This is a genomic window from Glaciihabitans sp. UYNi722 (genome assembly GCF_040549465.1).
GTDB lineage: Bacteria > Actinomycetota > Actinomycetes > Actinomycetales > Microbacteriaceae > Lacisediminihabitans.
In genome coordinates this window covers 17,918-44,736 of record NZ_JBEPTL010000027.1, presented here as the reverse complement: position 1 = coordinate 44,736, position 26,819 = coordinate 17,918, and the positions used below count along the sequence as shown (strand labels likewise).

The window sequence follows — 26,819 nt, the reverse complement described above, 5'->3', positions numbered from 1 at the left end:
CTGCCCGGGTCGATCTTCTTCGGACGGATCACAGACGGCGCATCACCCCAGGACGGCGTCATCACCGCACTGCTCGTCACCGTCACCACCTACCTGCTGGCGGCAGTTGCGGGTTTCGCGCTGCCAAAACCACGGCCCTCTGAGACCGCGGTAACTGTCGAAGAGAAGGTTCCGGCAACCGTCTAGCGGCCGACGAAGGCCGGGTCGCACAGCTGGCCCGGCCTTCGCAATTGCGTGAACCCTGGCGATCAGGCCGAGTGCCAAATGAAGGCACTGCAGGCCCTCGACAGGTTGCGGCTCCCGGAAAACCGGGACCAACAGCGCACGAGTGCCTTCATTTGGCACCCTGGCTCTGGGAGTGCAGAGACGGGCGAACGGCGAGCTCGATGACTTCCGGTTCCCTGCTGACCGGTGCTACCCGGTGCTCTCCCGCACGACGAGCTCCGGCTGGAAGACCACCTGCCGCGGCGCCAAGGATGGATTGGCCGCCTCCTCGAGGAGGATTTCGACGGCCGTCTGCCCGATGAGCGCGCTCGGCTGGCGGATCGACGAGAGCGGAACGACGGCCGCGCTGGCGAAGTCGATGTCGTCGTAACCGATGAGGGCGATGTCGCGGGGTACGTGTAGCGCGCCCTGCATGTTGAGTGCCTGGAGCACGCCCATCGCGATGAGATCGTTGGCGGCGAAGACGGCATCCGGACGATCGGCGGGGTCCCTGGCGAGAATCGCGTTGCCGGCTGTGCGGCCCTCGATCACGCTCAGGGCATCGATCGCGATGACCTCGAGTGTGACATCCGCATGCTCGGCGACCTCTCGTCTGGCGCCCTCGTAGCGATCTGCAACCTGCCGGATTTCGAACGGACCACCGACGAAGGCGATGGATCGCCTCCCGCTCTCGATGAGGTGGGATACTGCGAGCGCACCCCCGGCGATGTCGTCGACCGATACCGAGCTGAAGGTGCTGCCGTCGCCGCTGCGGTCGACGAGCACGGCGGGAATGCCGCGCGCCCGCAGCTTGCGCAGGCGCTCCGATACGTCTCCGAACGGCGAAATGAGCACCCCGTGAACCCGCTGTTCCTCGAACAGGTCGAGATAGCCGGATTCCCGCTCATCGTTCTCGTCGCTGTTGCCGAGAATCACCGAGAGGCCGTCTAAGGCGGCCTGATCTTCCGCGCCTCTCGCGACGTCGGTGAAGAACGGGTTGCGCACGTCGAGCACGATGAGTCCGACGGTGTTACTTCTGCCGACCCTCAACTGCCTGGCCGCGTCATTGCGCACGAAACCGAGGGTCTCGATGGCGCTGAGCACGCGTTCCGCCGCCGCGGGCGAGACCTTCTCCGGACGATTGAGCACGTTCGAGACGGTGCCGACCGAGACCTCGGCGAGCACGGCGACATCCCGGATGCTGGAGGCACGACGGACCCCAGCCGACTGTGGAGTCTCCGCCTCGGAAATGCCGACTTTCGCCACGCGCTGCCTCTCTCGATCGTTCACTTGCAGTGTGCCCACGGTACAACCGGGCGGCCAAAGTCCCTATTCACTCCCCCACCGAGTGGTCGCGTCATCCACCGCCCGGTCTGCGATGCTGGAAACATGACGACCCTCCTCGAACCGGGCTCAGAACTGCGCCGCCTCTTCACCGGAACCGAGTGGGGTGAGGGTCCTGTGTGGCTGCCGGAATCGGCGAGCGTGCGCTGGAGCGACATCCCGAACAACCGCATCATGCAGTGGGAGAGTCGCACGAGTCAGACCCGGGTGTATCGAGAGGATGTCGAATACACCAACGGCCGCACCCTCGACCTCGAGGGACGCGTTCTGCAGTGCTCGCACGGCCGCCGGTCCGTCGAACGCGAGGTCGACGGCCAACCGCAGACCATCGTTGACAGCTGGAATGGCCACCCCCTGAACTCGCCCAACGACATCGTGGTCGCATCCGACGGCACCATCTGGTTCACCGATCCGCCCTACGGCATTCAGGAGAGTGGCAGAGAGGGTCACCCGGGCGAGCAGGAGTACGACGGATGCTTCGTCTTCCGTCTCGACGAAACCTCCGGTGAACTCCGCCCTGTCATCACCGACATGGTGCATCCCAACGGGCTCGCCTTTTCTCCTGATGAGTCGGTGCTCTACGTCTCTGACACCTCCGACCTGCGGCTCGCCGGCGGTTTCCCGCACATTCGCGCCTACGACATCGTCGACGGCGCCTGTGTCAACGGGAGCAGTTTCGCCCGAATGGCATCCGGAGTGGCGGACGGATTCCGCGTCGACGTCGACGGCCGGGTGTGGACTTCGGCTGGCGAAGCCGTCGAGGTGTACTCGCCCGCCGGCGAGCGACTGCTCACGATCGCCGTGCCGGAGAGGGTTGCCAACGTGTGTTTCGGCGGCAAGGGCGGCCGCGACCTGTACGTGACGGCCTCGAGCAGCCTGTACGTCATCCGCACCACCACTACGCAGGCAGCGCGGCCCGCGCGCTGATCCTGCTGATGATCGCCGGTCCAGCCGGTTGCGGCCCCTGCTGCCATCGACGGCCGGCCTTCACTTGGCGCAAACCGTGGTCTGGCGGCATCCAGGCCACGGTTTGCGCCAAGCGACAGTCGGCAGACGGCGGTCAGCAGACGGCGGACGGATGCCGGCAGTCAGCAGACGGATGCCGGCAGACGGATGCCGTCTCCGACTGGTTGCACCGAGTGGTGGCCGGCATCTCGCCGAACGGCACCCTTTCTGTGCCAAATGAAGGGGATGCCGCCCTCCACCGCGACCCGTGCCCCGGAAATTCGGGAGGACTCGACGAGAGTGCCTTCATTTGGCACGAAAGCAGCTCGGCCGGGGTGCCTGCGGAAACTTGACGCGGCCGATGACCCTAATCTAAAGTGAGGCTGCCAATTAAAACGATTCAATCACGATGATTCGGATTCGATCAACACAGTTCGAATCAGCAGGATTCAGATTCAATCAGCAGGATTCAATGGAGAAAAGCGATGCAGCGCGTCTGTTTCCAATTGCATGTCAGGCCCGACCGGCTCGCGGAGTACCGCGAACGTCACGCAGATGTCTGGCCAGAGATGCTCGATGCCATCGCCGACTCAGGGCGTCACAACTATTCGCTTTTCCTCCGCGACGACGGGCTTCTGATCGGTTACTACGAGACGGAATCGGTCGAAGCATCGCAGGCGGCCCTCGCCGCCGATCCCAGAACCAACCGCTGGGAGGCCGAGATGACAGAGTTCTTCATCGCCCTCGAAGCCCGGCCTGATCAGAACGCTACCCAGCTCGACGAAATCTTCAATCTCGAAGAACAGCTCATCCGCACCACGAAGGAGATCTAAGTGACCACGTTCGAACAGATCACGCCGCTGCTCGCGCAGCAGGCCATCGAACTGCCCTCTTGGGCCTTCGGCAACTCCGGCACCCGCTTCAAGGTGTTCGGCACGCCCGGCACCCCGCGCACTCCGCAGGAGAAGATCGCCGATGCAGCCCAGGTCAACAAGTTCACCGGGCTCTCCCCCACTGTCGCGCTGCACATTCCGTGGGACAGGGTCGACGACTACGCGGCGCTCGGTGCCTTCGCCGAAGACCACGACGTGAAACTCGGCACAGTCAACAGCAACACCTTCCAGGACGACGACTACAAGTTCGGCTCGCTCACCCACACCGACCCGAAGATCCGTCAGAAGGCGATCGACCACCACCTCGAATGCATCGACATCATGGATGCGACAGGCTCGCGCGACCTGAAAATCTGGCTCGCCGACGGCACCAACTATCCAGGCCAGCAGGACATCCGAGGCCGCCAGGATCGCCTCGCCGACTCGCTCGCCTCGATCTACGCGCGCATCGGCGAGAACCAGCGCCTGGTGCTCGAGTACAAGTTCTTCGAGCCCGCTTTTTATCACACGGATGTGCCGGACTGGGGCACCTCCTACGCCCAGGTCTCGGCCCTCGGTGACCGCGCCCTGGTCTGCCTCGACACCGGACACCACGCGCCCGGCACCAACATCGAGTTCATCGTGGCCCAGCTGCTGCGCCTTGGAAAGCTCGGTTCCTTCGACTTCAACTCACGCTTTTACGCCGATGACGACCTCATCGTGGGCGCAGCCGACCCTTTCCAACTGTTCCGCATTCTCTACGAGGTGATCCGCGGCGGCGGCTACGGACCGGACAGCGGTGTGGCATTCATGCTCGACCAGTGCCACAACGTCGAAGACAAGATCCCCGGCCAGATTCGCTCCGTACTCAATGTGCAGGAGATGACGGCCCGCGCCCTGCTCGTTGACACCGACGCACTGACCGCCGCACAGAACGCCGGCGACGTGCTCGGCGCCAATGGCATCCTGATGGATGCCTTCTACACCGACGTGCGCGGAGACCTCGTCGCGTGGCGCGAGTCGCGCGGCCTCGGCGGCGACCCGATGGCTGCGTACGCGGCATCCGGCTACCAGGCGGCCATCGCGGCCGAGCGCGTCGGTGGCCAGCAGGCGAACTGGGGAGCCTAGGGCCTTCGCCCTTCACACCCTCCCTTATCAGCACACTGAAGGACACCATGACCAACAGCACAGCATCAGAACTCATCGCCCGCAGCAACCGTCTCGGCTCCGACCCCCGCGTCACCAACTACGCCGGCGGCAACACGTCCGCCAAGGGCACCGAGACCGACCCGGTCACCGGCGAGCCTGTCGAGCTGCTCTGGGTGAAGGGCTCGGGTGGCGACCTCGGCACGCTGAAGGAGTCGGGCCTGGCGGTCCTGCGCCTCGACCGGCTGCGGGCGCTCTCGGGCGTCTATCCCGGTGTCGATCGCGAAGACGAGATGGTGGCTGCCTTCGACTACACGCTGCACGGCAAGGGTGGCGCTGCCCCGTCGATTGACACGGCAATGCACGGACTGGTGGATGCCGCCCACGTCGACCACCTGCATCCGGACTCCGGCATCGCATTCGCCACCTCCGCCGATGGCGAAGCCCTCACCGAAAAGGCCTTCGGTGAGAAGGTCGTCTGGGTGCCGTGGCGTCGTCCAGGGTGGCAGCTCGGCGAGGACATCGCGGGCGTCAAGCGTGACAATCCGGCGGCGATCGGCTGCATCCTTGGCGGTCATGGCATCACCGCCTGGGGCGCCAGCTCAGACGAGGCAGAGGCGAACTCGCTGTGGATCATTGAGACCGCCGAGAAGTTCATCGAGGCCGAGGGCAGGGCAGATCCGTTCGGAACCATCTTGGATGGTTACAGTCCACTTCCCCGCGAAGACAGGCTTGCGCGGGCCGCAGCGCTCGCCCCAACCCTGCGCGGACTCGCGTCGACCGACCGCGCCCAGGTCGGACACTTCACGGATGCCGAGGTCGTTCTCGACTTTCTGAGCAGCTCAGAACACCCCCGCCTCGCCGCGCTCGGCACCAGCTGCCCTGACCATTTCCTGCGCACCAAAGTGAAGCCGCTGCTGCTCGACCTACCGCCCACGGCGTCCCTCGACGACCAGCTCGCTCGCCTGCACGAACTGCACGAGCAGTACCGGGTCGACTACCTGGCGTACTACGACCGTCACGCGACTGCGGACTCAACTCCTATCCGCGGGGCCGACCCGCTCATCGTGCTGATCCCCGGCATCGGCATGTTCAGCTACGGCGCCAACAAGCAGACCGCGCGGGTCGCCAGCGAGTTCTACATCAACGCGATCAACGTGATGCGCGGCGCCGAAGCCATCTCCAGCTACGCACCCATCGACGAGTCGGAGAAGTTCCGCATCGAATACTGGGCGCTCGAAGAGGCCAAGCTGCAGCGGATGCCGAAACCCAAGCCGCTCGCCACGCGCGTTGCGCTGGTGACCGGCGCCGCATCCGGTATCGGCAAGGCCATCGCCACCAGGCTGGCCGCGGAAGGCGCCTGCGTGGTGATCGCCGACCTCGACCTCGAGAAGGCGCAGGCGGCCGCAGCCGAGATCGGCAGCACAGATGTCGCGATTGGCGTGCAGGCGGATGTCACCGACGAAGACCAGGTGCAGGCCGCCGTCGACGCCTCAGTGCTCGCCTTCGGTGGGCTCGACCTCGTGGTCAACAACGCCGGACTCTCGCTATCGAAATCACTACTCGAAACCACCGTCGCCGACTGGGACGTTCAGCACAACGTGATGGCGAAGGGCTCCTTCCTCGTCTCGCGAGCGGCCGCGAAGGTGCTCATCGACCAGAAACTGGGCGGCGATGTGATCTACATCTCCTCCAAGAATTCGGTCTTCGCCGGCCCCAACAACATCGCCTATTCCGCGACGAAGGCCGACCAGGCCCACCAGGTGCGACTGCTCGCGGCCGAGCTCGGCGAATACGGCGTGAAGGTCAACGGCATCAACCCCGACGGGGTGGTGCGCGGGTCCGGCATCTTCGCCGGCGGCTGGGGCGCCAAGCGCGCCGCCGTCTATGGCGTGCCGGAAGAGGAGCTCGGCAAGTACTACGCCCAGCGCACACTGCTCAAGCGCGAGGTGCTGCCGGAGAACGTGGCGAACGCCGTGTTCGTGCTCTGCACCAGCGACCTCAGCCACACCACCGGACTGCACATCCCCGTCGATGCCGGGGTCGCAGCCGCCTTCCTCCGATGACACTCCTGTGCACTCCGCGCCCGCGAGTGACACTCGCGCCCGAATTTTCGCCCGCGAGTGTCACTCGCGGGCGCGGAGGTGTGTTCTCGTGACCGAGGCCGTCGCCGCAGTGGACCTCGGCGCGACCAGTGGTCGGGTGATGCTCGGGTACGTCGGTCGAGGCGAACTGAGGCTAGTGCCGGTCGCCCGCTTCTCCAATGGACCGGTCACTAGGTCGGATGGCCTGCACTGGGACATCGACGCGCTCTGGCGGGATGTGCGCGCTGGACTCCGCGCCGCGGCGCGACTGGAGCCGGGGTTGCGCAGCATCGGGGTCGACACGTGGGCTGTCGACTACGGCCTTATTGCAAGCTCCGGGCTGCTTGCCGCGCCGTTCCATTATCGTGACGATCGCAGCCTTGCCGGCGTTGAATCCGTGCACGCGATCGTCTCACCGACCGATCTCTATGCGCTTAACGGCCTTCAAGAGCTTCATTTCAACACGCTGTTCCAGCTCGCCGTCGACGCCGGAGTTCCGGAAGCAGAGACCATGCTGCTCGTGCCAGACCTCATCGACTTCTGGCTCACCGGCCGTCGAGTGGCGGAGCGAACCAACGCCTCGACAACCGGACTGCTTGACGTGCGCAACGGGGAATGGAACACGGTGCTCATCGAGCGGCTCGGTCTGCCACTCCGGCTCTTTCCCAAGTTGGTGAATGCAGGCTCGTCGCTCGGCACGCTGCTGCCCGCCATCGCCGACGAGGTGGGGCTCGGGCCGTCGACCGTCGTTACGGCCGTCGGCTCGCACGACACCGCATCCGCGGTACTGGCCGTGCCCGCCACCGGCGACGACTTCGCCTACATCAGTTGCGGCACCTGGGGACTCGTCGGCGTGGAGCTCGAACAACCGGTTCTCACGGAGCAGGCACGAGCGGCGAACTTCACCAACGAGGGCGGAGTCGACGGACGGGTCAGGTTTCTCCACAACGTGATGGGGCTGTGGTTGATCAGTGAGTCTCTGCGCGATTGGGGAACGGATGACCTGGCCGAACTCCTTAAGCAGGCGGCTGCGGTGGTCCGTGAGGTCGCCGTTTTTGATGCCGACGACCCCTCCTTCCTCGCACCGGGCGATATGCCAGCCCGCATCGCGGCTCACTGCGCGGCTCACGATCTACCGGTGCCCCACAGCCGTGCGGAGTTCGTTCGCAGCATCCTCGAGAGTCTCGCCGCAACCTTTGCCCGTACTGTGCGAGTTGCGAGCGAGCTGTCCGGTAAGGCGGTCGATGCGATCCACATTGTCGGAGGCGGATCCCAGAACGTGCTGCTCTGCCAGCTCACGGCGGATGCCTCCGGCCTTCCGGTCTTCGCCGGGCCGACCGAGGCGACTGCCATCGGCAATGTGCTCGTTCAGGCGCGCGCAGTCGGAATTCTCAACGGCAATATCGAGTCGATGCGGTCACTTGTGGCCCTCACCTTCCCGCCGGTGAGGTATCTACCGCGGCACTGACCCGGCCGACAACGCCAAAAAGGATCGTTTGTCAACCGCTCAGCTTTTCGAGCCGTCCGGCGGGGGATTCTCTACAGTGGGGGTATGACGTCCACCGAATTGCCCGTCTCGCGACTCACCATCGAACGCAGCTGGATCGTCGGGGTCGCCGTGACGGCAATCTTGCTCGGCCTGATCGCGACGGTGTTTCCGGGAGCGGTTCTCCTCACCGTCGCAATCGTGTTCGGGATCAGCCTCATCGTCAGTGGTTTCTTCCAGCTCATCGTCGCCTTCACCGCCGAACGGTTCCCTGGGCGGGTGCGCTGGCTTTATGGCGTGCTCGGCGGCCTCGTGGTCATCGCGGGAATCCTGTGCCTCAGCAATCCGTTCCGTTCCCTGTCGGTGCTCGGAGTCGTGATCGGCCTCGGTTGGATGCTGAACGGCGTCGCCTCGATCGTGGGCGGAACCATTGGTGAGAAGGGTGGTCCGCGCTGGCTATCGATCGCGTCGGGAATCGTCTGGATCGTCGGCGGACTGCTCGTGGTCATCATCCCGGTCGCCGGTCTCGCATCCTTCGTGCTCGTTTCGGGCATCCTGCTTGTGATCATCGGAGCCGCGACGCTGCTGCTGCTTACCCGCTCGCGCCGCGCATCGACGGCGGAAGCAGCGCCGGTCCGCACTCCCTGAGCTGCGGCCCCGACCTCACAGGACCGCTGCAACGAGAGGATTCCCGAGTGGCCGTTACGGACGAAGCAATCCTGCGGATCAAGGACATGATCCTGAGTGGCGAACTCGCACCCGGAGATCGCCTCCCTCCGGAAAAAGAACTGAGCGAGCGCCTCGGGCTCTCGCGCAGTTCGCTTCGTGAGGCGGTGAAGGCGCTTGAGGTGCTACGAGTGCTGAGCGTCAAACGCGGCGACGGCACCTTCGTGACGAGCCTCGAGCCGCGGCTGCTGCTCGAGGCGATGACTTTCGTAGTAGACCTGCACGACAACGACTCCATCCTCGAGATGTTCGCGGTGCGCCGAATCCTCGAGCCGGCTGCGGCAGCAATCGCCGCTGGCCACCTCGACGAAAACGGCATCGCTGACTTGCGCGGCCAACTCGCGGCGGTGACCGAGCAATCCGACGTTGAGACGCTCGTCGATCACGACACCCGGTTCCACGCCACGATCGTCGACGCTGCCGGTAACTCCTATCTCTCGACCCTCATCGCATCGCTCTCCGGACATACCACCCGCGCGCGCATCTGGCGCGGAATCACGCAGCAGAGTTCTGCGGCACGCACTCTCGCGGAACACACCGGTATCGTCGACGCGTTAGAGGCCGGCGATGCGCGCCTCGCTGAGGTGCTCACCGCTGCTCACATCTATGGCGTCGAACAATGGCTACGTCAGTGGAGCTCCCCCTCGGCTTTGCCCTAGACATCTGATGTCTCACGTCAATCCGAGTCAAAGAACTAGATTTTCGTGCCGTAACAGCGATAGAGTTCGGATGTTCGTCCCGTCTCTGTCGCGCTCTCGAAAAGGTTGCCCATGAAATTCGCCCGCATCGGAGCGGTCGGCCAAGAGCGGCCGATCGTGCTCGTAGATCAGGTCGCCTATGACATCGGAGCCATCACCGGCGACGTCGACGGTGCCTTCCTAGAGTCGGATGGCGTCGACCGCGTGCGTAAAGCTCTGGCCGCAAGACACCTCCCGACAGTCGATACTGCCGGGATGCGGATTGGGTCGCCCATTGTGCGACCAAGCGCCGTCATCTGTATCGGCATGAACTACGCGGCCCATGCCGCCGAGAGCGGATCCCTTCCGCCCACCATTCCGATTCTTTTTCTCAAGACGCCGAACACGGTCGTCGGGCCCGACGATGATGTCTCGATTCCGCGCAACAGTGTGAAGACCGACTGGGAGGTCGAACTCGGCGTCGTGATCTCGAAGCGGGCCTCCTATCTCGACTCGCCCGCCGACAGCATCGGTCACATCGCGGGATTCGTCGTGGCGAACGACCTCTCGGAGCGGGAGTTCCAACTCGAGCTCTCGGGCGGGCAGTGGTCGAAGGGCAAGTCGGCCCCCGGCTTCAACCCGACCGGTCCGTGGCTGGTCACTCCCGACGAGGTCGATTACCAGAACCTCCGCCTGCGCAGCTGGGTTAACGGCGAACCACGCCAGAACTCCTCGACAGCAGACCTCATTTTCGGAGTCGACTACCTCATTTGGCACCTCAGCCAATTCCTCACCCTCGAACCGGGAGACCTCGTACTCACCGGAACCCCCGAGGGAGTCGCGCTTTCCGGCCGATTCCCCTACCTGAAGGCTGGCGATGTCTGCGAGATCGAGATCGACGGTCTCGGCCGGCAACGGCAACTCTTCGTCTAAGCCCTCCCCCGCAGCACCGACACAGGAGTCATCATGAGCGAATCCCTTAGCACAGAATTCGGCGGTCTCGTCGCCGTCGTCACCGGCGGCGCCTCCGGGATCGGGGCGGCCATCGCCCGACGGCTTCACGACGGGGGTGCGCAGGTCGCCGTGCTCGATCTACAGCCGGAGGCAGCAGATGCCGCACACTTCGCCGTTTCGGCGAACGTGGCCGACGACGCATCGGTTCGCGCGGCGATCGCCGCGGTGGCCGAGAAGTTCGGCCGCATCGACATCGTGATCAACAATGCCGGCATCGGCGCTCAGGGTACGGTGTCGGATAACGACGACGACGAGTGGATCAGGGTTTTCAACATCAACGTGATTGGCATGGCCCGCGTGAGCCGAGCAGCCCTTCCGTATCTGCGTGAATCGCCGTCAGCGGCAATCGTGAACACCGCATCCGTCGCCGCCACTGCCGGATTGCCCCAGCGCGCGCTGTACAGCGCGTCGAAGGGAGCGGTGCTATCGCTCACTCGCGCGATGGCCGCAGATCATCTGCGCGAGGGCATCCGCGTCAACTGTGTCAATCCCGGGACCGCCGACACCCCTTGGGTGGGACGGTTGCTCGAATCCGCCGCCGATCCCGCGGCGGAACGGGCGGCTCTCGAAGCGCGCCAACCCCATGGTCGCCTGGTCAGTGCTGATGAGGTGGCCAGCGCTGTCGCCTACTTCGCCAGCCCCCGCTCCGGTTCGACTACCGGCACCTCCCTCGCCGTCGACGGGGGTATGCAGAATCTTCGGCTGCGTCCCGAGTAGACACGATGCCGGCCATCGACTCTAGGCTGACAGAATGGATGCCCTCCGCTCGCTAGCGCCTATCCCCGGCGAGAGCCGCCGGTTAGAACTCAGGCTGAAGAAGCCAAGGCTCGGCTGGTTCCCCAAGCCGACGGTTGTCTTCGATGGGCGCGGCAATCCCTCCCAGTGGGGCACCGGCACGTGGATGGTATCGACGGAGAGCACCACTGTCGTCAGTGTTTTCCTGTTCAATCGCCTGCGGCGGTTCGGGGAGGCGCAGATCTCCGTGGACAGAAGTGGCCCGTCCGCGGCAGTCTATTCGGCCCCCTGGCTTCCGTTCGGACGCGGGCGGATGCGTGCGACCAATAACTAGTCCAGATGAAATAGTTCCGGCAGTTCTTTCCACCAGTCGTCGTCTGCGCCATCGTTAAGCTGACGCTGCAGCGGCTTACAGAGCGCCCACCACCGCTGTGTTGCCGGATCCGCAGCGATCGCCGCGTTGTCAGACTCGAAGTCATCGCCGGTGTACTCAAGATACGAGAACAGCAGGTCTCCATGTCGGAAGATCGAGTAGTTATGCATGTTGCTCGCTGTCAGCCGTGCAAGCACAGCCGGCCAGACGGCCGCGTGGAGGCGTTCGTACTCCGCGACATCCGCCGCTTCGATGCCGATGACCGCGGCTACGCGTCTCATGACCCGTACTCGGGCACGATGCCCTCGTGTTCCTGGGATTCGTACGCGGCTTCGACCACCGCCATCGTGCGGATCACGTCGTCGACACTGGTGGGAAGCGTGGGGACGGATCCCTCGAGAAAGCGTTGGAGTGCGCCCATCGATCCGATGAACGCATCGGGAAACCAGGATCCTTCGAACGGGATCGGTCGCCAACCCTGGTCCTTCTCCTGCAGCAGTTGGTATTCGAGCAGGTCTCTGCCCCCCGTCGGATAGTCGAGCAGCAGTCCCATCTGAGCGCGGACGGCTCCGCGGGTTCCCTCCCACTTGATGTAGCTCTCCTCGTATTTCTCACCGAATTCGTGGTCGTGATTCGTGCTCACCACCACGCGGATCGGGCGGTCGCGATAGCGCAAGACGATATCCGACCTGCTGTTGGCGTGGGCCTTGAGCGGGTGTCGCACGGTGACCGCACTCACGCCATCGGGGTCCCCGAGAAAGCTGCGGATGAGGTCGAGGTAGTGCACCGAGTGCATGTTGATCTCGAGCCGGTCCATGGTGAGCACGTGCGGAAACATCTCCCACGGTGTGAGCACGGAGACGCGGATCTCGAGATCGTAGAGTTCGCCGATCGCGCCGGACGCGATGAACCGGCGCGCCTCGGCGACGTAGGGCGCGAACCGCAGTTGCGTGTTCACCGCCGCGGTCAGCGACTTGCGATGGCATACCTCCAGAATGGCCCGCCCGTCGTCGAGGGTGTTGCCGAGGGGCTTCTGGATCAGCACGGCCGCGCCGTCGGGCAGCGCTTCGAGGGTGTGCAGATATTGCTCCGGCATCAGGGCGATGTCGAAGACAGCATCGTGCGGTGCGTCAGCCACCGCATCCGTCACCGAGTCCCAGACGTGTTCGATGCCGTATTCGTCGGCGAGTTCTTGTGCTCGAGCTCGCGTGCGGTTGTAGATGCCGAACACCGGATAGCCGGCCTTGCGATACGCGGGCAGATGTGCATCCCGCACGATTCCCCCCGCGCCGAGAATGACTATCGGTCGCGGATGGATCGGCAATGCGAGCGTGTACGCTTCCGCCGGTTCGAACTCGCGAACAACCATGCCTATCCCTTCACCGCACCGACGGTCTGCCCGCGCATCAGGAACCGCTGGGCTCCGATGAAGACCACCAGCAAAGGGATCATCGTCACGAAGGTCGCCAGCGCCAACTGTGGCATATAGAGCTTCACATCGAGACCGGCCGCCACCGTCGGGTTGAACAGCGGGCTGGACCCGATGAGATCCTGGATGCCGATCGACACGGTTTTCGCATTGAAGTTCGAGGTGAGCAGTGCGAGCGGGAGGAAGAAGTTGGTCCAGTTCGCCACGAAGGCGAAGAACGCGACGAGCGCGATCGCCTGACGGGAGATCGGTGTCGCGACCCGAAAGAAGATCGACACCTCACCGAGACCGTCGATTCGGGCGGCCTCCACGAGCTCCGCGGGCATCGTGGTCATGAAGTGGATGTACGAGAGGTAGACCCCGAACGGGAAGAAGCCCATGATCACGAGCACCGGCCAGAGCTGGCCGACCGCCCCCACTGCGTTGACCTCGAGGAAGAGCGGGATGACGAGAACGGTGTTCGGCATTACCATCGTAAGCAGTGTGATCACGAGCACGGTGCGGCGGAATCTGAATCTCAGCCGCGCGAGCGCGTAGCCCGCGGGAATCGCGGCGATGACCGCGAGAAGCGCACCGCCGATCGAGACGAAGAGCGAGTTGCCGATCCACTGCAGGAAGATCCCGCGGTTGTCGGCCCCACCGAATCCCATGATCTGGCCCCAGCTGGCCATGACATTGTCGATCGACAGTCCGCCGAGCCCGAGGAATCCATCGGTGCCGTTGGCCACTCCCTCGTTACTGCGGAATGCGACGGCGACGAAGCCGACGATCGGGAAGATGAATGCCGCGGCGACCAAGAGCATGGTGGCGATCCGGGCGATGCGCCCGGCCGACCACTGCCTCGACCCGACGGCCCCCGACAGCTCGCTTTCCGTCACTCTCGCGCGCGACATCATTTCTCCTCCTCGCCGAAGAGACCACTTCGGAACACGATGAACAGTCCGATACCGAGCGTGATTACCAGGACGACAAGCGACATGGCAGCGGCAGCCGGGAAATTGCTGTTGGAGAAGGCGAACCAGAAGCCGAGCTGAGTCGGCGTGTATTGGTCGGGAAGGGCACCACCGGCCACCTGGTCGAGAAGATAAGGCTCGAGGAAGAGCTGAAATCCGTAGGCGAGGTTCATGAGTGCGGCGTATCCGATCCAGGGGCGGATGAGCGGGAGCTTCACGTGCCAGGCGAGGTACCAGGCGTTGGCACCGTCGATAGACGCGGCCTCGAAGATCTCGTCCGGGATGCCATTCAGGCCCCCGTTGACGATCAGGATCCAGGTGCCGACACCCTGAAAGAACAGCATCGCGGTGAGGATGGGTGGAAGAGTGCCGGGTGTCGCCACCACGGCCTTGATCGTCTCGAAGCCGAGAGCATGCCACAGTCCTCCGATCGGGGATTGCGATGGATTGAGCAGGTATACCCACAGCATGAGGTTTGCCACGCCGGCGAGCGAACCGGGGATGTAATAGATGAAGCGCATGGTGTTGCCGAAGCGGCCGGGGCTCGCGTGCACGAGCAGCGCGAGACCGACGATTCCGACGAGCATCAACGGAAGCCAGATGATGAGCACGGAGAAGACGTTCGCGAAGGTGCCGAGGAAGCGGTAATCCGTGAATGCCGTGACGAATGCCTGACCGCCGCTGAACCCGGTGAGGTTCGGCTCGAGGTTGGTCGGCGTCTTCTGCAGGCTCACGACGATGGCGTAGATGATCGGGATGATTCCCGCGATCATCAGCAGCACGAGGTACGGCGCGAGTAGCGTCCAGGCTCCTCTGGCCTCTTTGCGATGCAGTGCGCCACGCCGCGCACTGACGGTGCGCCGGCGCTGAGCGGTGCGGGGCGCCCCACCGGGCCGGGTGGCCAGTCCTGTCGTCATGTGTCCTGCGTCCTTGCAAGTGATCAGTCGTGCGCTGGGCTGAACCGGCGAGACGGGGTGCGGGATTCCGCTCCCGCACCCCGTCCGCCGATGGAACGATTCGAGCTACTTGGACTTCACCACGGTGTAGCCCTGCGACTTGGCCTGGTTATTCAAGTCGGTACCGAAGGCCGTCCAGGCGTCGTCGAAGCTCTTGCCGGAGACAAGTGCAGGAGCAACGGTCTCCGTCCAGACGCTTCCCGTGTTGTACAGCTGATAGAAGTGGTCGCCGGGAACATCGCTGATCGCCGATTGGAACGTAGCGAACGTCTTCGCGGTGTCTGCGTAGTAGTTCGACGCGGACTGTTTGGCGATCCAGTCGGCTTGCACGGCCTTGAACGCCGGAAGACCGGTGGACAGCTCGACCTGCCACGCCGGATCGCTGACGACGAACTTCATGAAGATCTTCGCGTTCGCGAGCTGCTTGCCCGTGATGTGCGACGACATGCCCCAGAGGCCGCCTCCCTCGTTGCCGGTGGACGGCTTCGAATCACCCTTCCAGGTGAGGGGAGCCGTCGCCTGCATGGTTCCGGCCGGAATCTTCCAGGTCTGATTGAAGAGGTAATCGCCCCACCAGACTGCGCCGGGGCTCATGACCATCTTCGGCCCGACGGTGGCGGCATCCGCGTCGAAAATGCCGACGCTCGAGAGTGCCTTGGCGTCGCTGAGGGTGGTGAGGATGCTCTTCGCGCGCTGACATTTCGGGTCGCTCAGGTCGATATGCACCTTAGTGGCCGACACCGTGTCGTTGGTCGGGCATCCGGCTGCCCAGAGATAGCGGTCCGGTGCATAGGCGTCACCGGTGAACCCGCTCACGAAGCCGGGGTGGTCCTTCGCGATCTGCGCGCCGAGGGTCGCGTATTCTTCCCACGTCGTTGGCACTGTGTAGCCGTTGTCCCTGAAGAACGTGGCGTTGTACCAGAAAAGGTCGGGAGCCGCGTCGTTGCGCAGGCACCGGTAGACACCGCCGATCTTGCACATCGAGAGCACGGCTGGGTCGTAGCCCTTGACGAGATCCGGGGTTTCTTTGGACATATCGGCCGCGTAGTTGCTCTTGGCCGAGGTCGCCCAGGCGATGTCGTCGTTCGAGGGGAAGAAGATCGCGTCTGGCCAGCCCTTCTTCGCCGAGTCGAACTGGGCGAACTGCTGCTGTACGGTCTTGCCTCCCACGGTTCCGTCGATCTGCACGATATTGATCGGGATCTCGGGATGAGCCTTTTTAAACGCGTCAGCGGCGGGAACCCGGGGTGGATCGACCCACACGGTGATTTTGCCGCCGGAGTCGGTCTGTGTTCCCGCGCCTGTTCCGCCGGATCCGCCGGAGCAGGCGCTCAGCGCGAGGGCAACCGCAGCGAGCAGCGCCACTCCCGCAGTTTTACCGAAGATCTTCGTTCGGTTTCTCGATGTCTTCATTGACACTCCTGTCGAAGTTGCGACGCTGGCTGTTCACGCCCGTGTGCAGGTGAATGGACTGGTGCTCGGCACGGGTGGGGTCATCCGCGACCGTGATCAAACGTTATACCCGCGATGTCTATCTAAGCAAACGTTTGAGCAGTTTGCTAGTCAGGATATCTCCCGCGCAAAAACTATCTCATACGTCTGATGAATGAGCGAGAAAGATAACAAAATCGAGACCAAAGCGGCCTATTTAGGGTTGCCGGTGTTCAAGACATAAGACTATTCAGCGGATTTTGCCAGCGCGGCATCGAGAAGACGCGGATCGATCCGGTAAAACTGCTGCGCGGTTTCGCCCAGAATTGCGGACCGAGCTGCGACATCGAGCTCCGCGAACAAAAGCTGGAGACCCTCCCACACGCGGTCGTAACCACCGGCGAGCACCGAGATCGGCCAGTCACCGCCGTACATGAGTCGGTCGGCACCGAAGACCTCGACCGCCCGCTCGAACAGGGGACGCACGTCATCCGTTGTCCAGTCCGCCATCGCTCCCACACTCGAATACAGCCCCGAGACTTTCGCGAATACCCGGGGGTTCTCGGCTGCCGTGGCGATGAGGTCCCACCACGGTTGTCGGCCAGGCGCGCCCACGGGCGGTTTGGCGAGATGGTCAATCACAATCCGCAATTTCGGGTGCCGCTCCGAGATGGTCCGCACGTGCTCGAGATGACGGGGCAGCACCGCAACATAGTCGAAGCTGACGTCCGCTTCCTCCAGCAGACTAAGCCCGGCATCAACCTCTGGCCGAATGATCCAGTCTGGATCTGAGCGGTTATGAATCAGACTGCGGACACCGACAACGTGCGGGTCGACCCGGAGTTGCGAGAGCCGATCGTGTGCGCGCTGGGGGTCGTCGAGCGGAAGGTAGACGACAACGGCGGCGATCTCTGGAGTGAGCGCCGCTGTCTCAAGTATGAGATCGGTGTCGTCGTCATTGTCCGCCGATTGCACGAGCACGGTCGCGTCGACTCCGGACCTCCGGAGCGCCGACCGCACGTCGTCGAATGTCATCGTCCTATCGATCGGCGTCATATCCGGCCCGAGCCAGTCATACCGGGCGCGGCCCGGGTTCCACACGTGCTGGTGGGCATCGATGATGGTCACTTCTGGCTCCGTATCTTCGAGGGTTTCTGGGTGTGGTTGGCGGTCGCTCCCCGATGGGGTTTCGGTCGTGCGGCCCATACTGCACGAGGCCGGCAGCCGCTGCTACAGCCATCCGGCCAGTCCGCGACGGCTTCTTCGCGTGGTGCTGGTCGTAGGATGACCGCATGCCCACGCTTCCCCCAGCACGACGGCCCGACGGTTCGAGCCCGTCCCAGACCGATGTGGTGATCGAACGCATCAAAGCGATGATCACCGATGGGCGGCTGGGAGCCGGTTCTCGGCTGCCGATCGAAAAGGACTTGGCTGCGGAACTCGCCGTCTCGCGCGGTTCGCTCCGCGAGGGCGTACGCGCCTTGGCGATCATGGGCGTGCTCGAGACTCGCCAGGGTGACGGAACCTATGTGACCTCGCTCGATCCGGAGTTGCTCCTCGCCCCGATGGGGTTCATGGTCGACCTGCAGACCCCAGCGAATGCGGCGCATCTTCAGGCGGTTCGTCGGGTGCTCGAGACCGAGGCTGCGGGGCGCGCGGCGCTGCGGATGTCGGAGGCCGATCTCGCTGAGGCTGCCGCGGTGCTCGATTCGGTCGAGCCACTCATCGACGGCGACGTGTCTGACCATGAGGCCGTGATGAACGCTGATATCGAATTTCATCGGATCATTTCGCGCGCCTCGGCGAATCCCGCGCTCGACGCACTCATCGAAGCACTCGCCAGCCGCACTATCCGAGCCCGACTCTGGCGTGCCATCAGCGACCGGGGGGCGGTGCAGGAGACTCAGCTCGAGCACCGGGCGATCCTCACAGAACTGGTCGGGCGCGACCCGGACCGGGCACGCATCCGCATGGCTAACCACCTTCTCGGAGTCGAGGAATTCATGGACTCCCACCCCACTCAGGATATCGAGCCTCACGCGAGATAGTGCTCGATGACCGGCTGAGCCTGGACCTCTGGTGCCACCGACGCCCAGTAGCTACCGGACGGAAAACTGTATTCGTCGACCGTCGACTGGTACATCTCCGCGCTATACCCTGCCGCGGTCGGCAGTAAATACGCGCCATTCTCGACGATGCACGGCGCAGTGAAGTGCTCGTGGAGATGGTCGACGTACTCGGTCACGCGGCCATCGAGGGATCCGGACACGGCGACGTAGTCGAAGATCGACAGGTGCTGCACCAGTTCACAGAGGCCGACCCCGCCCGCATGGGGGCACACCGGCACGCCGAATTTCTTCGCCATGAGGTACACGGCGAGAATCTCGTTCACACTGCCGAGCCGCGCGGAGTCGAGCTGGCAAAAGTCGATGGCCTCCGCCTGGAACATCTGTTTGAAGAGCACCCGGTTCATGCCGTGCTCTCCGGTCGCGACCCCGATCGGAGCCACGGCCTTGCGAATGGCAGCGTGCCCGAGTACATCATCCGGGCTGGTGGGCTCTTCGATCCATAGCGGCTCGAACTCAGCAAGACGCGCCACCCACTCGATGGCCTCCGGCACATCCCAGACCTGATTGGCGTCGATCATCAGGTTGGCGTCCCAGCCGATCACCTCCCTGGCGATCCCGAGACGCCGGTAGTCGTCGTCGACGTTCGCACCCACTTTCAGCTTTACGTGACGGTATCCCTGATCGACGGCTTCCTGCAGCAGCCGCCGCAGCTTCTCGTCGCTGTAGCCGAGCCAGCCTGCGCTTGTGGTGTAGCAGGGATATCCGCTCTCGCTCAGCTCGGCCACTCTCGTGGCGCGGGTGGGGGCAAGCTCCTCGAGCAGCGCGATCGCCTCATCTCGGGTCAGCACATCGGACAGGTACTTGAGATCTGTGGCATCCACCAGCTCGGTCGGAGTCATGTCGGTGAGCAGTTTCCACAGGGGCTTGTTTGCTCGGCGGGCCGCGAGGTCCCACATCGCGTTCATGACCGCAGCGAGGGCGAGGTGTTCCACTCCCTTCTCCGGGCCGAGCCAGCGCAGTTGGGAGTCGCTGTTCAAGCGCCGATACACCGCGCCGAGATCTGCGACGGCCACATCCACGTCGAGTCCAACGAGAGGGATGCCGCGCTGCCGGGCGGCTTCTGTGCAGAGGTCATTACCGCGGCCGATCGTGAAGGTGAATCCGAAGCCCGACAGAGTGGGGTCATCGGTGTGGATGACCACGTAGGCGGCAGAATAGTCGCCGTCTTTATTCATCGCGTCCGAGCCGTCCGCGCTCAGGGAGGTGGGAAATCGCACGTCATGGGTGGTGACCGCGGTGATGATCGTCATGGAGTGCCTTCTGTGATGGTCGATTCCGAGTCGAGGTGAAGTTGCGGGGCCACGTAGTCGAGAAACCCCGCGTCGTCGAGTTCTGCCCAGAGTCGGGCCCAGGTCTCGGGCGGAACTGCGACGTCGAAGCGCTCGAGGTTGCCCGCGGCCTGGGCTGCGTTGCGCGCTCCGAGCACCACCGACACCACAGCCGGGTGACTGAGCGGATACGCGATGGCCGCCTGCGGAAGCGTCACCCCGTGCGTCTCGCAGATCTCGGCGATCGCGATCGCCCGGGCGATGTGGCCCGCGGGAGCATCGGCGTAGTCGTATTTCGAGTCCGGCGCGGGGCGTGCCGAGCTCAGTAGCCCCGAGTTGTAGACACCCGCTGCCACGACACCGATCCCTCGCTCGAGTGCGGATGGCAGCATTTCGCCGACCGCGCTCTGGTCGAGCAGGGTGAACCGGCCGGCGATCATCGCGAGATCGATATCCGTCTCGCGTACGAACCGTGTCGCGACCGAAGCGAAGTTCGTACCGACCCCGAAGGCAGTGATCACGCCCTCGTCGCGCAGTTCCGCGAGCGCCGCAGCTCCGGTATCGAGCGCAGCTTCCAGATGATCTTCCGGGTCGTGCAGATAGAGGATATCGATGCCATCCAGACCGGTCCGCGCCAGGGTGGCTTCGAGAGAGCGGCGGATGCCGTCACGGCTGAAATCGACTGCGCGACGGGTGGCCGCCGGCACGACGAATCCCTCATCGTCGAGTCGGTGTGCGGTCTCCGGGCTCGGGACAAGAAGTCGACCGACCTTGGATGAGATGGTGAACTGCTCGCGAGGGTAGCCGGCCAGCGAGCGGCCGAGCCGCAGCTCGGCGAGTCCCAGCCCGTAGTGAGGGGCGGTGTCGAAGTACCTCACGCCTCCGGCCCAGGCCGCGTCGACTGCGGCGGTCGCGTCGGCATCCGTCGTCTCCCGGAACAGGTTGCCGAATTGCGCGACTCCGAGCCCGAGCCGGGTAATACTGACACTGCGTCGTGTCGTAGCAGTCTGCATGCAATTCCTTCAAATCGTTGCTCACGATCATAGGACAAACATCAGATGTATTTTGAATCAAGCAGAAGAATCTGGCTGGGTTCGAGCTGTTTCTATACATTCATAGGGTCTATCGTGCGCGAGGGGCGCCCGTCGACTCACGAACAATCAACACCGGCGGTTCACTAACGATCACGTCCTTCACCGTTCCGGCCGATAGCCGGTCCGAGATGGCGGCCATCGCTTGCCTACCGAGTTCATACAGCGGCATACGCACGGTAGTGAGCGGCGGCCAGGTGTTCTCGGCGGTCCACGAATCGTGGATCGCGACGATCGAGAGGTCTTCCGGCACCCGGATGCCCAAGGCTCTCGCCTCGGACAGTGCCCCGATCGCGGCGTTGACATTCGCCACCACAATCGCAGACGGAGGGCTCGGCGCCTCGAGCACATGGCGAAGCCCCTCGCGGCCCTGTCTCGGCTGATACCCCAGCGTGGTGAGGAGCGCTGGGTCGACCCTCAGACCTGCTCTCTTCATCGATGCCTCAAAGCCCGCCAATCGATGGACGGCCGTGTAGTTTCGCGGCGACCCGTTGAGGAAGGCAATTCTGCGGTGACCGAGACCGGCGAGGTGCTGAACCGCGATCTCCGCAGCGGCCGAGTCTGGCAACGCCACCGAGCCGATGTGCCCTTTCTGAGCGGAGTTGATGATGACGGCCGGTACCTTGCCCGCCAATAATGCGGCCAGATCCTCGGCGCTGACATTGTCGCCGACCTGAACGAGCACACCATCCACGCGTCCCTCGCCGATCAGGCGCTTGATCGAGTCGCCGCCCGCCCGCATACCCTCCGCGCGCGCGAGCAACACCATGTATCCCCGCTCGATGGCCTCCTCTTCGACGCCGCGCATCATGTCGGTGAATATCGCGTTGGTGAGGTCGGGAACGACGAGTGCGATGACATTTGTGCGGGAGAACTTCAGCGCCCGGGCGGCGAAATTCGGTCGATAGTCAAGCTCGACGGCCGCCGCGCGGATGCGCGCGCGCGTGTCGGCGCCGACCCGCGCGCTCGGGGCATCGCTGAGCACCCGCGACACTGCCGAGATCGAAACTCCGGCGAGCAATGCAACGTCACTCAGGGTCGCCATGGGGCAAGTGTAGGCGCGTGGCTGAGAAGTGCGGCGCTGATCTCCGCTCAGACCGCGGGTCGGACGTTGACGAGATAGAGGTGCGTCAAAACGAGGACGGTCTCGGACCGCTGGTTGGTCACCGTCACGAGCTCGTGAACGTGCCCACACTCATCCGGCCGACGCGGGTGCGGAGCGCGCTCGGTGATCTCCGCCGTCACCCGAATGGTGTCTCCGATAAACACCGGTTTGATAAACCGGATGCGATCGTAACCATAGCTCAGTGCCTGCGGATTGATGTCCCCCGCGGTCATGCCGACGGCGACGGAAAGGATGAGCGTGCCGTGGGCGATCCGCTGCCCGATCGGCTGGGTGGCCGTCCACTCGGCATCCATGTGGTGTGGGAAGAAGTCCCCGGTCTGTCCGGCGTGAAGCACAATGTCGGCCTCGGTGATGGTGCGTCCGACGCTGGAGCGGCTCTCGCCGATCTCGTAGTCCTCGTAGAACCGGTCGATGGTCTGCATGAGTCAGGCTCCCAGGTAGGTGACGACGCCGTCGTTGAGTTCCGACACCAGCTCGGAGTCGGTGAGTTCCCCGCGCAGCGCGGCGGTGACGAGCGGGGACACGGCGTCCTGCAGGTCGATGTAGCGCGGATGCCGGGGGCGAAGGTAGGCACCCTCGAGGGTCGCTCGCGTGCCTCGGAAGAAGTCGAGAGAGTCCGAATTCGTGCGGTCACTCTCCCACGCCACCGCATTGCCCGGCTGGCCGCCGCCGTCGTAATAGACGCCGGCCTGCACCGCGGCGGAATCCAGCCAGAACGCATGGGCTATCGCCTCATCCAGATGCGAGGATGCCGCGGAGACCGCAATTCCCGCTCCGCCGAGAAGTGAGCCCCTCACGCCTCTGGCACCGCTCGGGATATCGACGTAGGCGAGCCGGTTCGCCCGGAAGCCGTCGCGCGAATAGTTGGTGTACCCGAACAGCAGCGGGGCGTAGGCGAACCGATCACCCTCGGCGAGCTGGTCCGCCACCTGGATCGGGTTGAGTCCGAGGTTGTCCGAGGGCACGAGCGACGCGAGTTCGCGCAGAAGCGCGAGCACCGGCGCCGCCTCGTCCGCTTGGAGGAACACTCCCGGCTCGCTCATCGGCGGGGTTCCATTGTTTGCCGCGATGGTCACGAGGCTGGAGAAAGCATCGATCGGTTTCGCCGGCCAGAGCACCCGGCCCTCCCGCGCCAGTTCGAGTACGTCGGGCCACGTGCCTGGAGGCGTAGCGAGCAGGTCTGGACGATACGCGGCCACCTGGGCCGCCGCATCCGTCGCCAGTCCCCACTGGTGACCGGCGTAGGAGTAACTCTCGTGACAGCGGCCGACCGTCTGGGCAGCGAGCATCGTGAGCTCGTCGTCGAATCCGCGCCCGTCGAGCTCGGCGAACAGGCCATGCTCCGCCGCGAGGGGAATGTGCGGATGATCGATCACCAGCAGGTCGTACTGGGCCACGAGGGCCTCGATCGGCTGGTCGGCGAAGGCCTGCAACGATCGGAACTCCCAGTGCACCTCCACGTCCGGTCGCACCCGTCGGTACGCCTCCGCCGCAGCGACGACACTGCCATAGCCACGGGCGTGCTCCCAGGTGATGCCGCGAAGTGTCGTCGTCATGCCGCGTCGACCGGGCTGCCGACACCGAACTCAGAGCGCACCGAGTCATTGTGCTGGCCGAGAAGCGGGGCGGAAGTGGCGTTGCGCAAGACCTCCCCATCGATTCGGATCGGGCTTCGAGTGGTCGTGAGCGTGACGGCCGGCCCACCAGAGTTCGTCACCTGTCGGGTGACCTCCTGCGTCATATCGATCGCGGCGAATCCGTCATGGGCCACCAGCTGCTCGAGAGTCAGCACCGGTGCGCACCAGACATCAGCCGCGTCGAGGATCTCGAGCCAGTGATCGGTCGTCTCACGAGCGAAGTGGGAAGCGAGCACGGCTTCGATTCGCTCCTGCTCAGACCACCAGGTCTCCGGGTCGATCATGTTCTCGAGCTCGGCGATCCCCAGCAACCGTCCGATCACGGGAATCGGGTTCATCGCGAGAGCAACGTAGCCGTCGCTCGTCGGATAGGTGCCGTAGGGCGCGGAGAGGAACGCGTGCGCCGAGTGCTCACCACCCCGCTTCACAGTGACACGCGAATCATTGAGATGGGTGCTGAGCAACTCGAATTGCAGGTCGAGAAGCGCTTCGAGCAGGCTCGTCTGTGCGTGCCCACCCACTCCAGTGCGGAATCGTCGCACGAGCAGCGCGGTGACGCCCTGTGCGATGTGGCAGCTCATCAGGTGGTCGGCGATCGACAGTCCGACCGGAACCGGTCCGTCGTCATGCGAGCCACTCAGCCAGGGAATGCCGGAGACCGACTGTGCGAGCAGGTCCTGGCCGGGCCGATCTTTCCACGGGCCGCTGTCGCCGTATCCGCTCGCGCTGGCATAGACGATGGTCGGGTTGATCTTCCGCACCGACTCGTAGTCGAGGCCGATGCGCTCCATGACGCCGGGTCGGAAATTCTGGATAATCACATCGGCCTTCGCGACGAGCCTCTTGACGTAGGCGAGATCGTCGGGATCCTTGAGATCGGCGGTGATGCCCTCCTTGTTGCGATTCATCGCGTGGAAGGAGACCGTGTCGCCGTCTGCGGTACGACCGGCGAAGGCGAGAGTTCGACCAATGTCGCCGCCCTGTGGTCGCTCGATCTTGATCACTCGGGCACCGAGATCGGCAAGGCGCATCGCGGCGACCGGGCCGGCGAGGAACTGGCTGAAGTCAAGCACGAGGATGCCGTCGAGCGGCCTTATGACGTTGTCAGACATTCGCCTGTCCTTAGCTTTCCTGGGCGGAACCGAAGTGTTTCGTCGGGCATAGTAACTTCGGTTAATCGTTTGCTCAAACGTTTGCTCAACTGTAGCTGAAGAGTCGAAACTCGGCAATGTGAAGATGCCCTTGCGATAGCACTACACGCGCGATCTGACATGGGCGTCTCTCCCATACGCTGCGACAATGCCAACGAATACCGTTCCCATCACCACCTGTTGAAGTGAGGCGTTGAGACCGAACCCCGTCAACACGATCGTCAAGAGAGTGATCGTGAGCGCCCCGACGATCGTGCCAACGTACCCGCCCCTCCCTCCGGTGATGAGAGTTCCTCCCAGAACCACCGCACCCACGGTCAAGAAAAGGTATGGCTGCCCGACTCCTGCGAAAGCAGCCCCCGTGAACCCTAGGAACAGCACTCCGGCGACTGCAGAGAGCACGCTGCTGGCGCCGAAGGACACTGCCCAGACCGGCAAGCGCCTCACGAGCGCGAGCTCCGCCGCCTGCGGCGAATTGCCCAAGGCATAGAGCTTCCGCCCGAAAATCGACGCGCGAAGGAGAACCACCATTCCGACCGAGATCAGCAGCCAGAGGAAGATCACGGGCGGCACGGGGATCGGTCCTGTCGTCGATCCGATGGCGACGAATTGGGTCAACCAGGCTGGCGAACCCCCGGATGGAAGACCATTGGTCCACAGCGAGACCGCGCCGAGAAGTGCTGTCCCCATACCGAGCGTGACAATGAGCGGGTGAACGTTGCTTTTTACCGAGATAGCTGCATTGGCAACCCCGAACAGTCCGGCGACGATCAGGCTGATAAGAGTGGCCAGCAAGAACGGCATCCCGTCACCGTACAGTTTCGCGACAGCGACATTCGCAGCCCCCACCACGAAGGGGATCGAAAGATCTATGCCACCGAGTATGACTACGAGGGTCTGACCAGCCGCGGCGATTCCCAAGAAAGATGCGAGCAAGAGCACAGCCTTGAAGGTCTGCTCACCGCCGAAGCCTGGAATCCCGACTACGCCGACGACGTAAATGAGAATCAGCAATACGACGCTGATAAGAATGTCGGGCGAACGCCGCACCCCAGCGATTAATGATGACCTCATCGCGACGCTACTTTCTTCACCAATTCGGAGATCTGGCCGTTGACCGCGATCGCGAGAACGAGAACCGCCCCGTAAGCGATCTGCAACAAAAACGTCGATACCCCGAGGAAAGTGAGGAGATTTTGAAGAAGGAAGATGGTGAGCGCACCCACAAGCGCCCTCACCATTCCGCCACGACCACCGGCCATACTCACTCCGCCCAACGCTGCTGAGGCTATCCCCAGCAACGAATAATTCGTCCCGACCGTCGGATCTGCGGAACCCAGCACCGCCGAGAGACTGAGCCCGGCGATGCCGGCAAAGATGCCACCGATGGTGAACGCGGAGATCCGGACCAAGGGAACCGAAATCCCCGTTGTGAACACGGCTCGCTCATCGCCTCCATACGCCATTAGGTGCTCATAGAGCGGCATCTGTCTAAATCCCCACCACAACAGACCTGCAACGACGATCGGGACGATTGACAACGGTCCCGCAAGTGTCGCAAGCCAGTCGGGAATAGTTCCGCCCGGTGTTGGCGCGATGATTGGACTGAGTCCGGCGCAGACGAGATAAGTTCCGAGCGTGACAACGATCGGCTGGATGCGCACGAATGCCACGATGAGGCCGTTCACCAGGCCGACCAGAGCGCCAAGCCCGAGCGCGAGAGGAATCAGCACTCCCGCCGAGGTAACGCCCCATTGTGTGGCGAACTGGTAGACCACCACGACATTGACCAGTCCCATGATTGGCCCGATCGAGAGGTCGATTCCCCCATTGCCCATGAGCAAACTCGGTGTCGCGGCGAACGCGCAGAGAATAATCGGGGCAGCGAATCCGATCGTCGATGGCAGATTGACGGGGTCGAAGGAACTGGGGTTCACGACGAGATTGATAATCAGAAGCACCACGAAAACCGCGAGACCGAACAGGACAGTAGCATCTGGTCGGAAGGTCGGCACCGTCATTCTTCTGCGCTGCCGTGTCAC

The 26,819-nt window shown here is 63.8% G+C and carries 27 protein-coding genes; 12 read left to right on the top strand and 15 right to left on the bottom strand.

The window, feature by feature from the left end:
• On the top strand, window positions 1-186 hold a 186-nt coding region (locus ABIB56_RS16110; protein WP_354570239.1), incomplete at its 5' end, for a hypothetical protein.
• A gap of 228 nt (window positions 187-414) precedes the next feature.
• On the opposite strand, the gene ABIB56_RS16105 is transcribed toward ABIB56_RS16110, so the two are convergent.
• The gene (locus ABIB56_RS16105) at window positions 415-1,404 is read right to left on the bottom strand and encodes a LacI family DNA-binding transcriptional regulator (RefSeq protein ID WP_354570242.1); all 990 of its coding nucleotides are present in this window, start codon (window positions 1,402-1,404) and stop codon (window positions 415-417) included.
• Window positions 1,405-1,593: 189 nt separating this feature from the next.
• Here ABIB56_RS16105 and ABIB56_RS16100 point away from each other — a divergent pair, with 189 nt between their 5' ends.
• The 10 genes from ABIB56_RS16100 to ABIB56_RS16055 all read left to right on the top strand — a co-directional run bounded on the left by ABIB56_RS16100 (window position 1,594) and on the right by ABIB56_RS16055 (window position 11,567).
• Window positions 1,594-2,475, top strand: coding sequence for an SMP-30/gluconolactonase/LRE family protein (locus ABIB56_RS16100; protein WP_354570238.1), 882 nt, complete (start codon window positions 1,594-1,596; stop codon window positions 2,473-2,475).
• Between the two features lie 503 nt (window positions 2,476-2,978).
• On the top strand, window positions 2,979-3,326 hold the full coding sequence (locus ABIB56_RS16095) for an L-rhamnose mutarotase (RefSeq protein ID WP_354570237.1): 348 nt from the start codon (window positions 2,979-2,981) through the stop codon (window positions 3,324-3,326).
• Window positions 3,327-4,493, top strand: coding sequence for an L-rhamnose isomerase (rhaI, locus tag ABIB56_RS16090; RefSeq protein ID WP_354570236.1), 1,167 nt, complete (start codon window positions 3,327-3,329; stop codon window positions 4,491-4,493).
• 47 nt (window positions 4,494-4,540) lie between these two features.
• Window positions 4,541-6,577, top strand: coding sequence for a bifunctional aldolase/short-chain dehydrogenase (locus ABIB56_RS16085; RefSeq protein ID WP_354570235.1), 2,037 nt, complete (start codon window positions 4,541-4,543; stop codon window positions 6,575-6,577).
• Between the two features lie 88 nt (window positions 6,578-6,665).
• Window positions 6,666-8,063 carry a rhamnulokinase gene (locus ABIB56_RS16080; protein ID WP_354570234.1) on the top strand — a complete coding sequence of 466 codons (1,398 nt, stop codon included), beginning with the start codon at window positions 6,666-6,668 and terminating at the stop codon, window positions 8,061-8,063.
• A gap of 84 nt (window positions 8,064-8,147) precedes the next feature.
• Window positions 8,148-8,729, top strand: a complete 582-nt coding sequence (locus ABIB56_RS16075; protein ID WP_354570233.1) for an HdeD family acid-resistance protein — start codon at window positions 8,148-8,150, stop codon at window positions 8,727-8,729.
• Between the two features lie 47 nt (window positions 8,730-8,776).
• Complete coding sequence (locus ABIB56_RS16070; RefSeq protein ID WP_354570232.1) at window positions 8,777-9,466, top strand: FadR/GntR family transcriptional regulator; 690 nt, start codon at window positions 8,777-8,779, stop codon at window positions 9,464-9,466.
• 111 nt (window positions 9,467-9,577) lie between these two features.
• A complete protein-coding gene (locus tag ABIB56_RS16065; RefSeq protein WP_354570231.1) occupies window positions 9,578-10,417 on the top strand; it encodes a fumarylacetoacetate hydrolase family protein in 840 nt (279 codons plus the stop codon).
• Between the two features lie 33 nt (window positions 10,418-10,450).
• Entirely contained in the window at window positions 10,451-11,215 is a 765-nt protein-coding gene (locus tag ABIB56_RS16060; protein ID WP_354570230.1) for an SDR family NAD(P)-dependent oxidoreductase, read from the top strand.
• 34 nt (window positions 11,216-11,249) lie between these two features.
• Window positions 11,250-11,567, top strand: a complete 318-nt coding sequence (locus tag ABIB56_RS16055; RefSeq protein WP_354570229.1) for a hypothetical protein — start codon at window positions 11,250-11,252, stop codon at window positions 11,565-11,567.
• Here the strand turns inward: ABIB56_RS16055 and ABIB56_RS16050 are convergent.
• The 6 genes from ABIB56_RS16050 to ABIB56_RS16025 all read right to left on the bottom strand — a co-directional run bounded on the left by ABIB56_RS16050 (window position 11,564) and on the right by ABIB56_RS16025 (window position 17,503).
• Window positions 11,564-11,887 carry an L-rhamnose mutarotase gene (locus ABIB56_RS16050; RefSeq protein WP_354570228.1) on the bottom strand — a complete coding sequence of 108 codons (324 nt, stop codon included), beginning with the start codon at window positions 11,885-11,887 and terminating at the stop codon, window positions 11,564-11,566. The two genes, ABIB56_RS16055 and ABIB56_RS16050, sit on opposite strands and share 4 nt — an antisense overlap.
• Window positions 11,884-12,975, bottom strand: a complete 1,092-nt coding sequence (locus tag ABIB56_RS16045) for a Gfo/Idh/MocA family protein (protein ID WP_354570227.1) — start codon at window positions 12,973-12,975, stop codon at window positions 11,884-11,886. The genes ABIB56_RS16050 and ABIB56_RS16045 overlap by 4 nt, the downstream gene beginning before the upstream one ends.
• A 2-nt stretch (window positions 12,976-12,977) precedes the next feature.
• Window positions 12,978-13,928, bottom strand: a complete 951-nt coding sequence (locus ABIB56_RS16040; protein ID WP_354570226.1) for a carbohydrate ABC transporter permease — start codon at window positions 13,926-13,928, stop codon at window positions 12,978-12,980.
• Window positions 13,928-14,905 carry a carbohydrate ABC transporter permease gene (locus tag ABIB56_RS16035; protein ID WP_354570225.1) on the bottom strand — a complete coding sequence of 326 codons (978 nt, stop codon included), beginning with the start codon at window positions 14,903-14,905 and terminating at the stop codon, window positions 13,928-13,930. Before ABIB56_RS16035 ends, ABIB56_RS16040 begins: the two co-directional genes overlap by 1 nt.
• Before the next feature lie 105 nt (window positions 14,906-15,010).
• Entirely contained in the window at window positions 15,011-16,357 is a 1,347-nt protein-coding gene (locus ABIB56_RS16030; RefSeq protein WP_354570224.1) for an ABC transporter substrate-binding protein, read from the bottom strand.
• A gap of 264 nt (window positions 16,358-16,621) precedes the next feature.
• Window positions 16,622-17,503, bottom strand: a complete 882-nt coding sequence (locus ABIB56_RS16025) for an amidohydrolase family protein (RefSeq protein WP_354570223.1) — start codon at window positions 17,501-17,503, stop codon at window positions 16,622-16,624.
• A 164-nt stretch (window positions 17,504-17,667) separates the two neighbouring features.
• Between ABIB56_RS16025 and ABIB56_RS16020 the strand changes: the two genes are divergently transcribed.
• Window positions 17,668-18,423 (top strand): FadR/GntR family transcriptional regulator, encoded by a 756-nt coding sequence (locus ABIB56_RS16020; protein ID WP_354570222.1) that lies wholly within the window; start codon window positions 17,668-17,670, stop codon window positions 18,421-18,423.
• Here ABIB56_RS16020 and ABIB56_RS16015 read toward each other — a convergent pair.
• The 8 genes from ABIB56_RS16015 to ABIB56_RS15980 all read right to left on the bottom strand — a co-directional run bounded on the left by ABIB56_RS16015 (window position 18,411) and on the right by ABIB56_RS15980 (window position 26,819).
• Entirely contained in the window at window positions 18,411-19,754 is a 1,344-nt protein-coding gene (locus ABIB56_RS16015; protein WP_354570221.1) for an L-fuconate dehydratase, read from the bottom strand. The genes ABIB56_RS16020 and ABIB56_RS16015 overlap by 13 nt on opposite strands.
• Complete coding sequence (locus tag ABIB56_RS16010; RefSeq protein ID WP_354570220.1) at window positions 19,751-20,785, bottom strand: aldo/keto reductase; 1,035 nt, start codon at window positions 20,783-20,785, stop codon at window positions 19,751-19,753. The genes ABIB56_RS16015 and ABIB56_RS16010 overlap by 4 nt, the downstream gene beginning before the upstream one ends.
• A 109-nt stretch (window positions 20,786-20,894) precedes the next feature.
• A complete protein-coding gene (locus tag ABIB56_RS16005) occupies window positions 20,895-21,908 on the bottom strand; it encodes a LacI family DNA-binding transcriptional regulator (RefSeq protein ID WP_354570219.1) in 1,014 nt (337 codons plus the stop codon).
• Window positions 21,909-21,955: 47 nt separating this feature from the next.
• The gene (locus ABIB56_RS16000) at window positions 21,956-22,411 is read right to left on the bottom strand and encodes a MaoC family dehydratase (RefSeq protein ID WP_354570218.1); all 456 of its coding nucleotides are present in this window, start codon (window positions 22,409-22,411) and stop codon (window positions 21,956-21,958) included.
• A 3-nt stretch (window positions 22,412-22,414) separates the two neighbouring features.
• A complete protein-coding gene (locus ABIB56_RS15995; RefSeq protein ID WP_354570217.1) occupies window positions 22,415-23,545 on the bottom strand; it encodes an extracellular solute-binding protein in 1,131 nt (376 codons plus the stop codon).
• Window positions 23,542-24,738: a CaiB/BaiF CoA transferase family protein gene (locus tag ABIB56_RS15990; RefSeq protein ID WP_354570216.1), complete on the bottom strand. Its 1,197-nt coding sequence runs from the start codon at window positions 24,736-24,738 to the stop codon at window positions 23,542-23,544. The genes ABIB56_RS15995 and ABIB56_RS15990 overlap by 4 nt, the downstream gene beginning before the upstream one ends.
• Before the next feature lie 141 nt (window positions 24,739-24,879).
• A complete protein-coding gene (locus ABIB56_RS15985) occupies window positions 24,880-25,851 on the bottom strand; it encodes an ABC transporter permease (RefSeq protein WP_354570215.1) in 972 nt (323 codons plus the stop codon).
• Complete coding sequence (locus ABIB56_RS15980; protein WP_354570241.1) at window positions 25,848-26,819, bottom strand: ABC transporter permease; 972 nt, start codon at window positions 26,817-26,819, stop codon at window positions 25,848-25,850. Before ABIB56_RS15980 ends, ABIB56_RS15985 begins: the two co-directional genes overlap by 4 nt.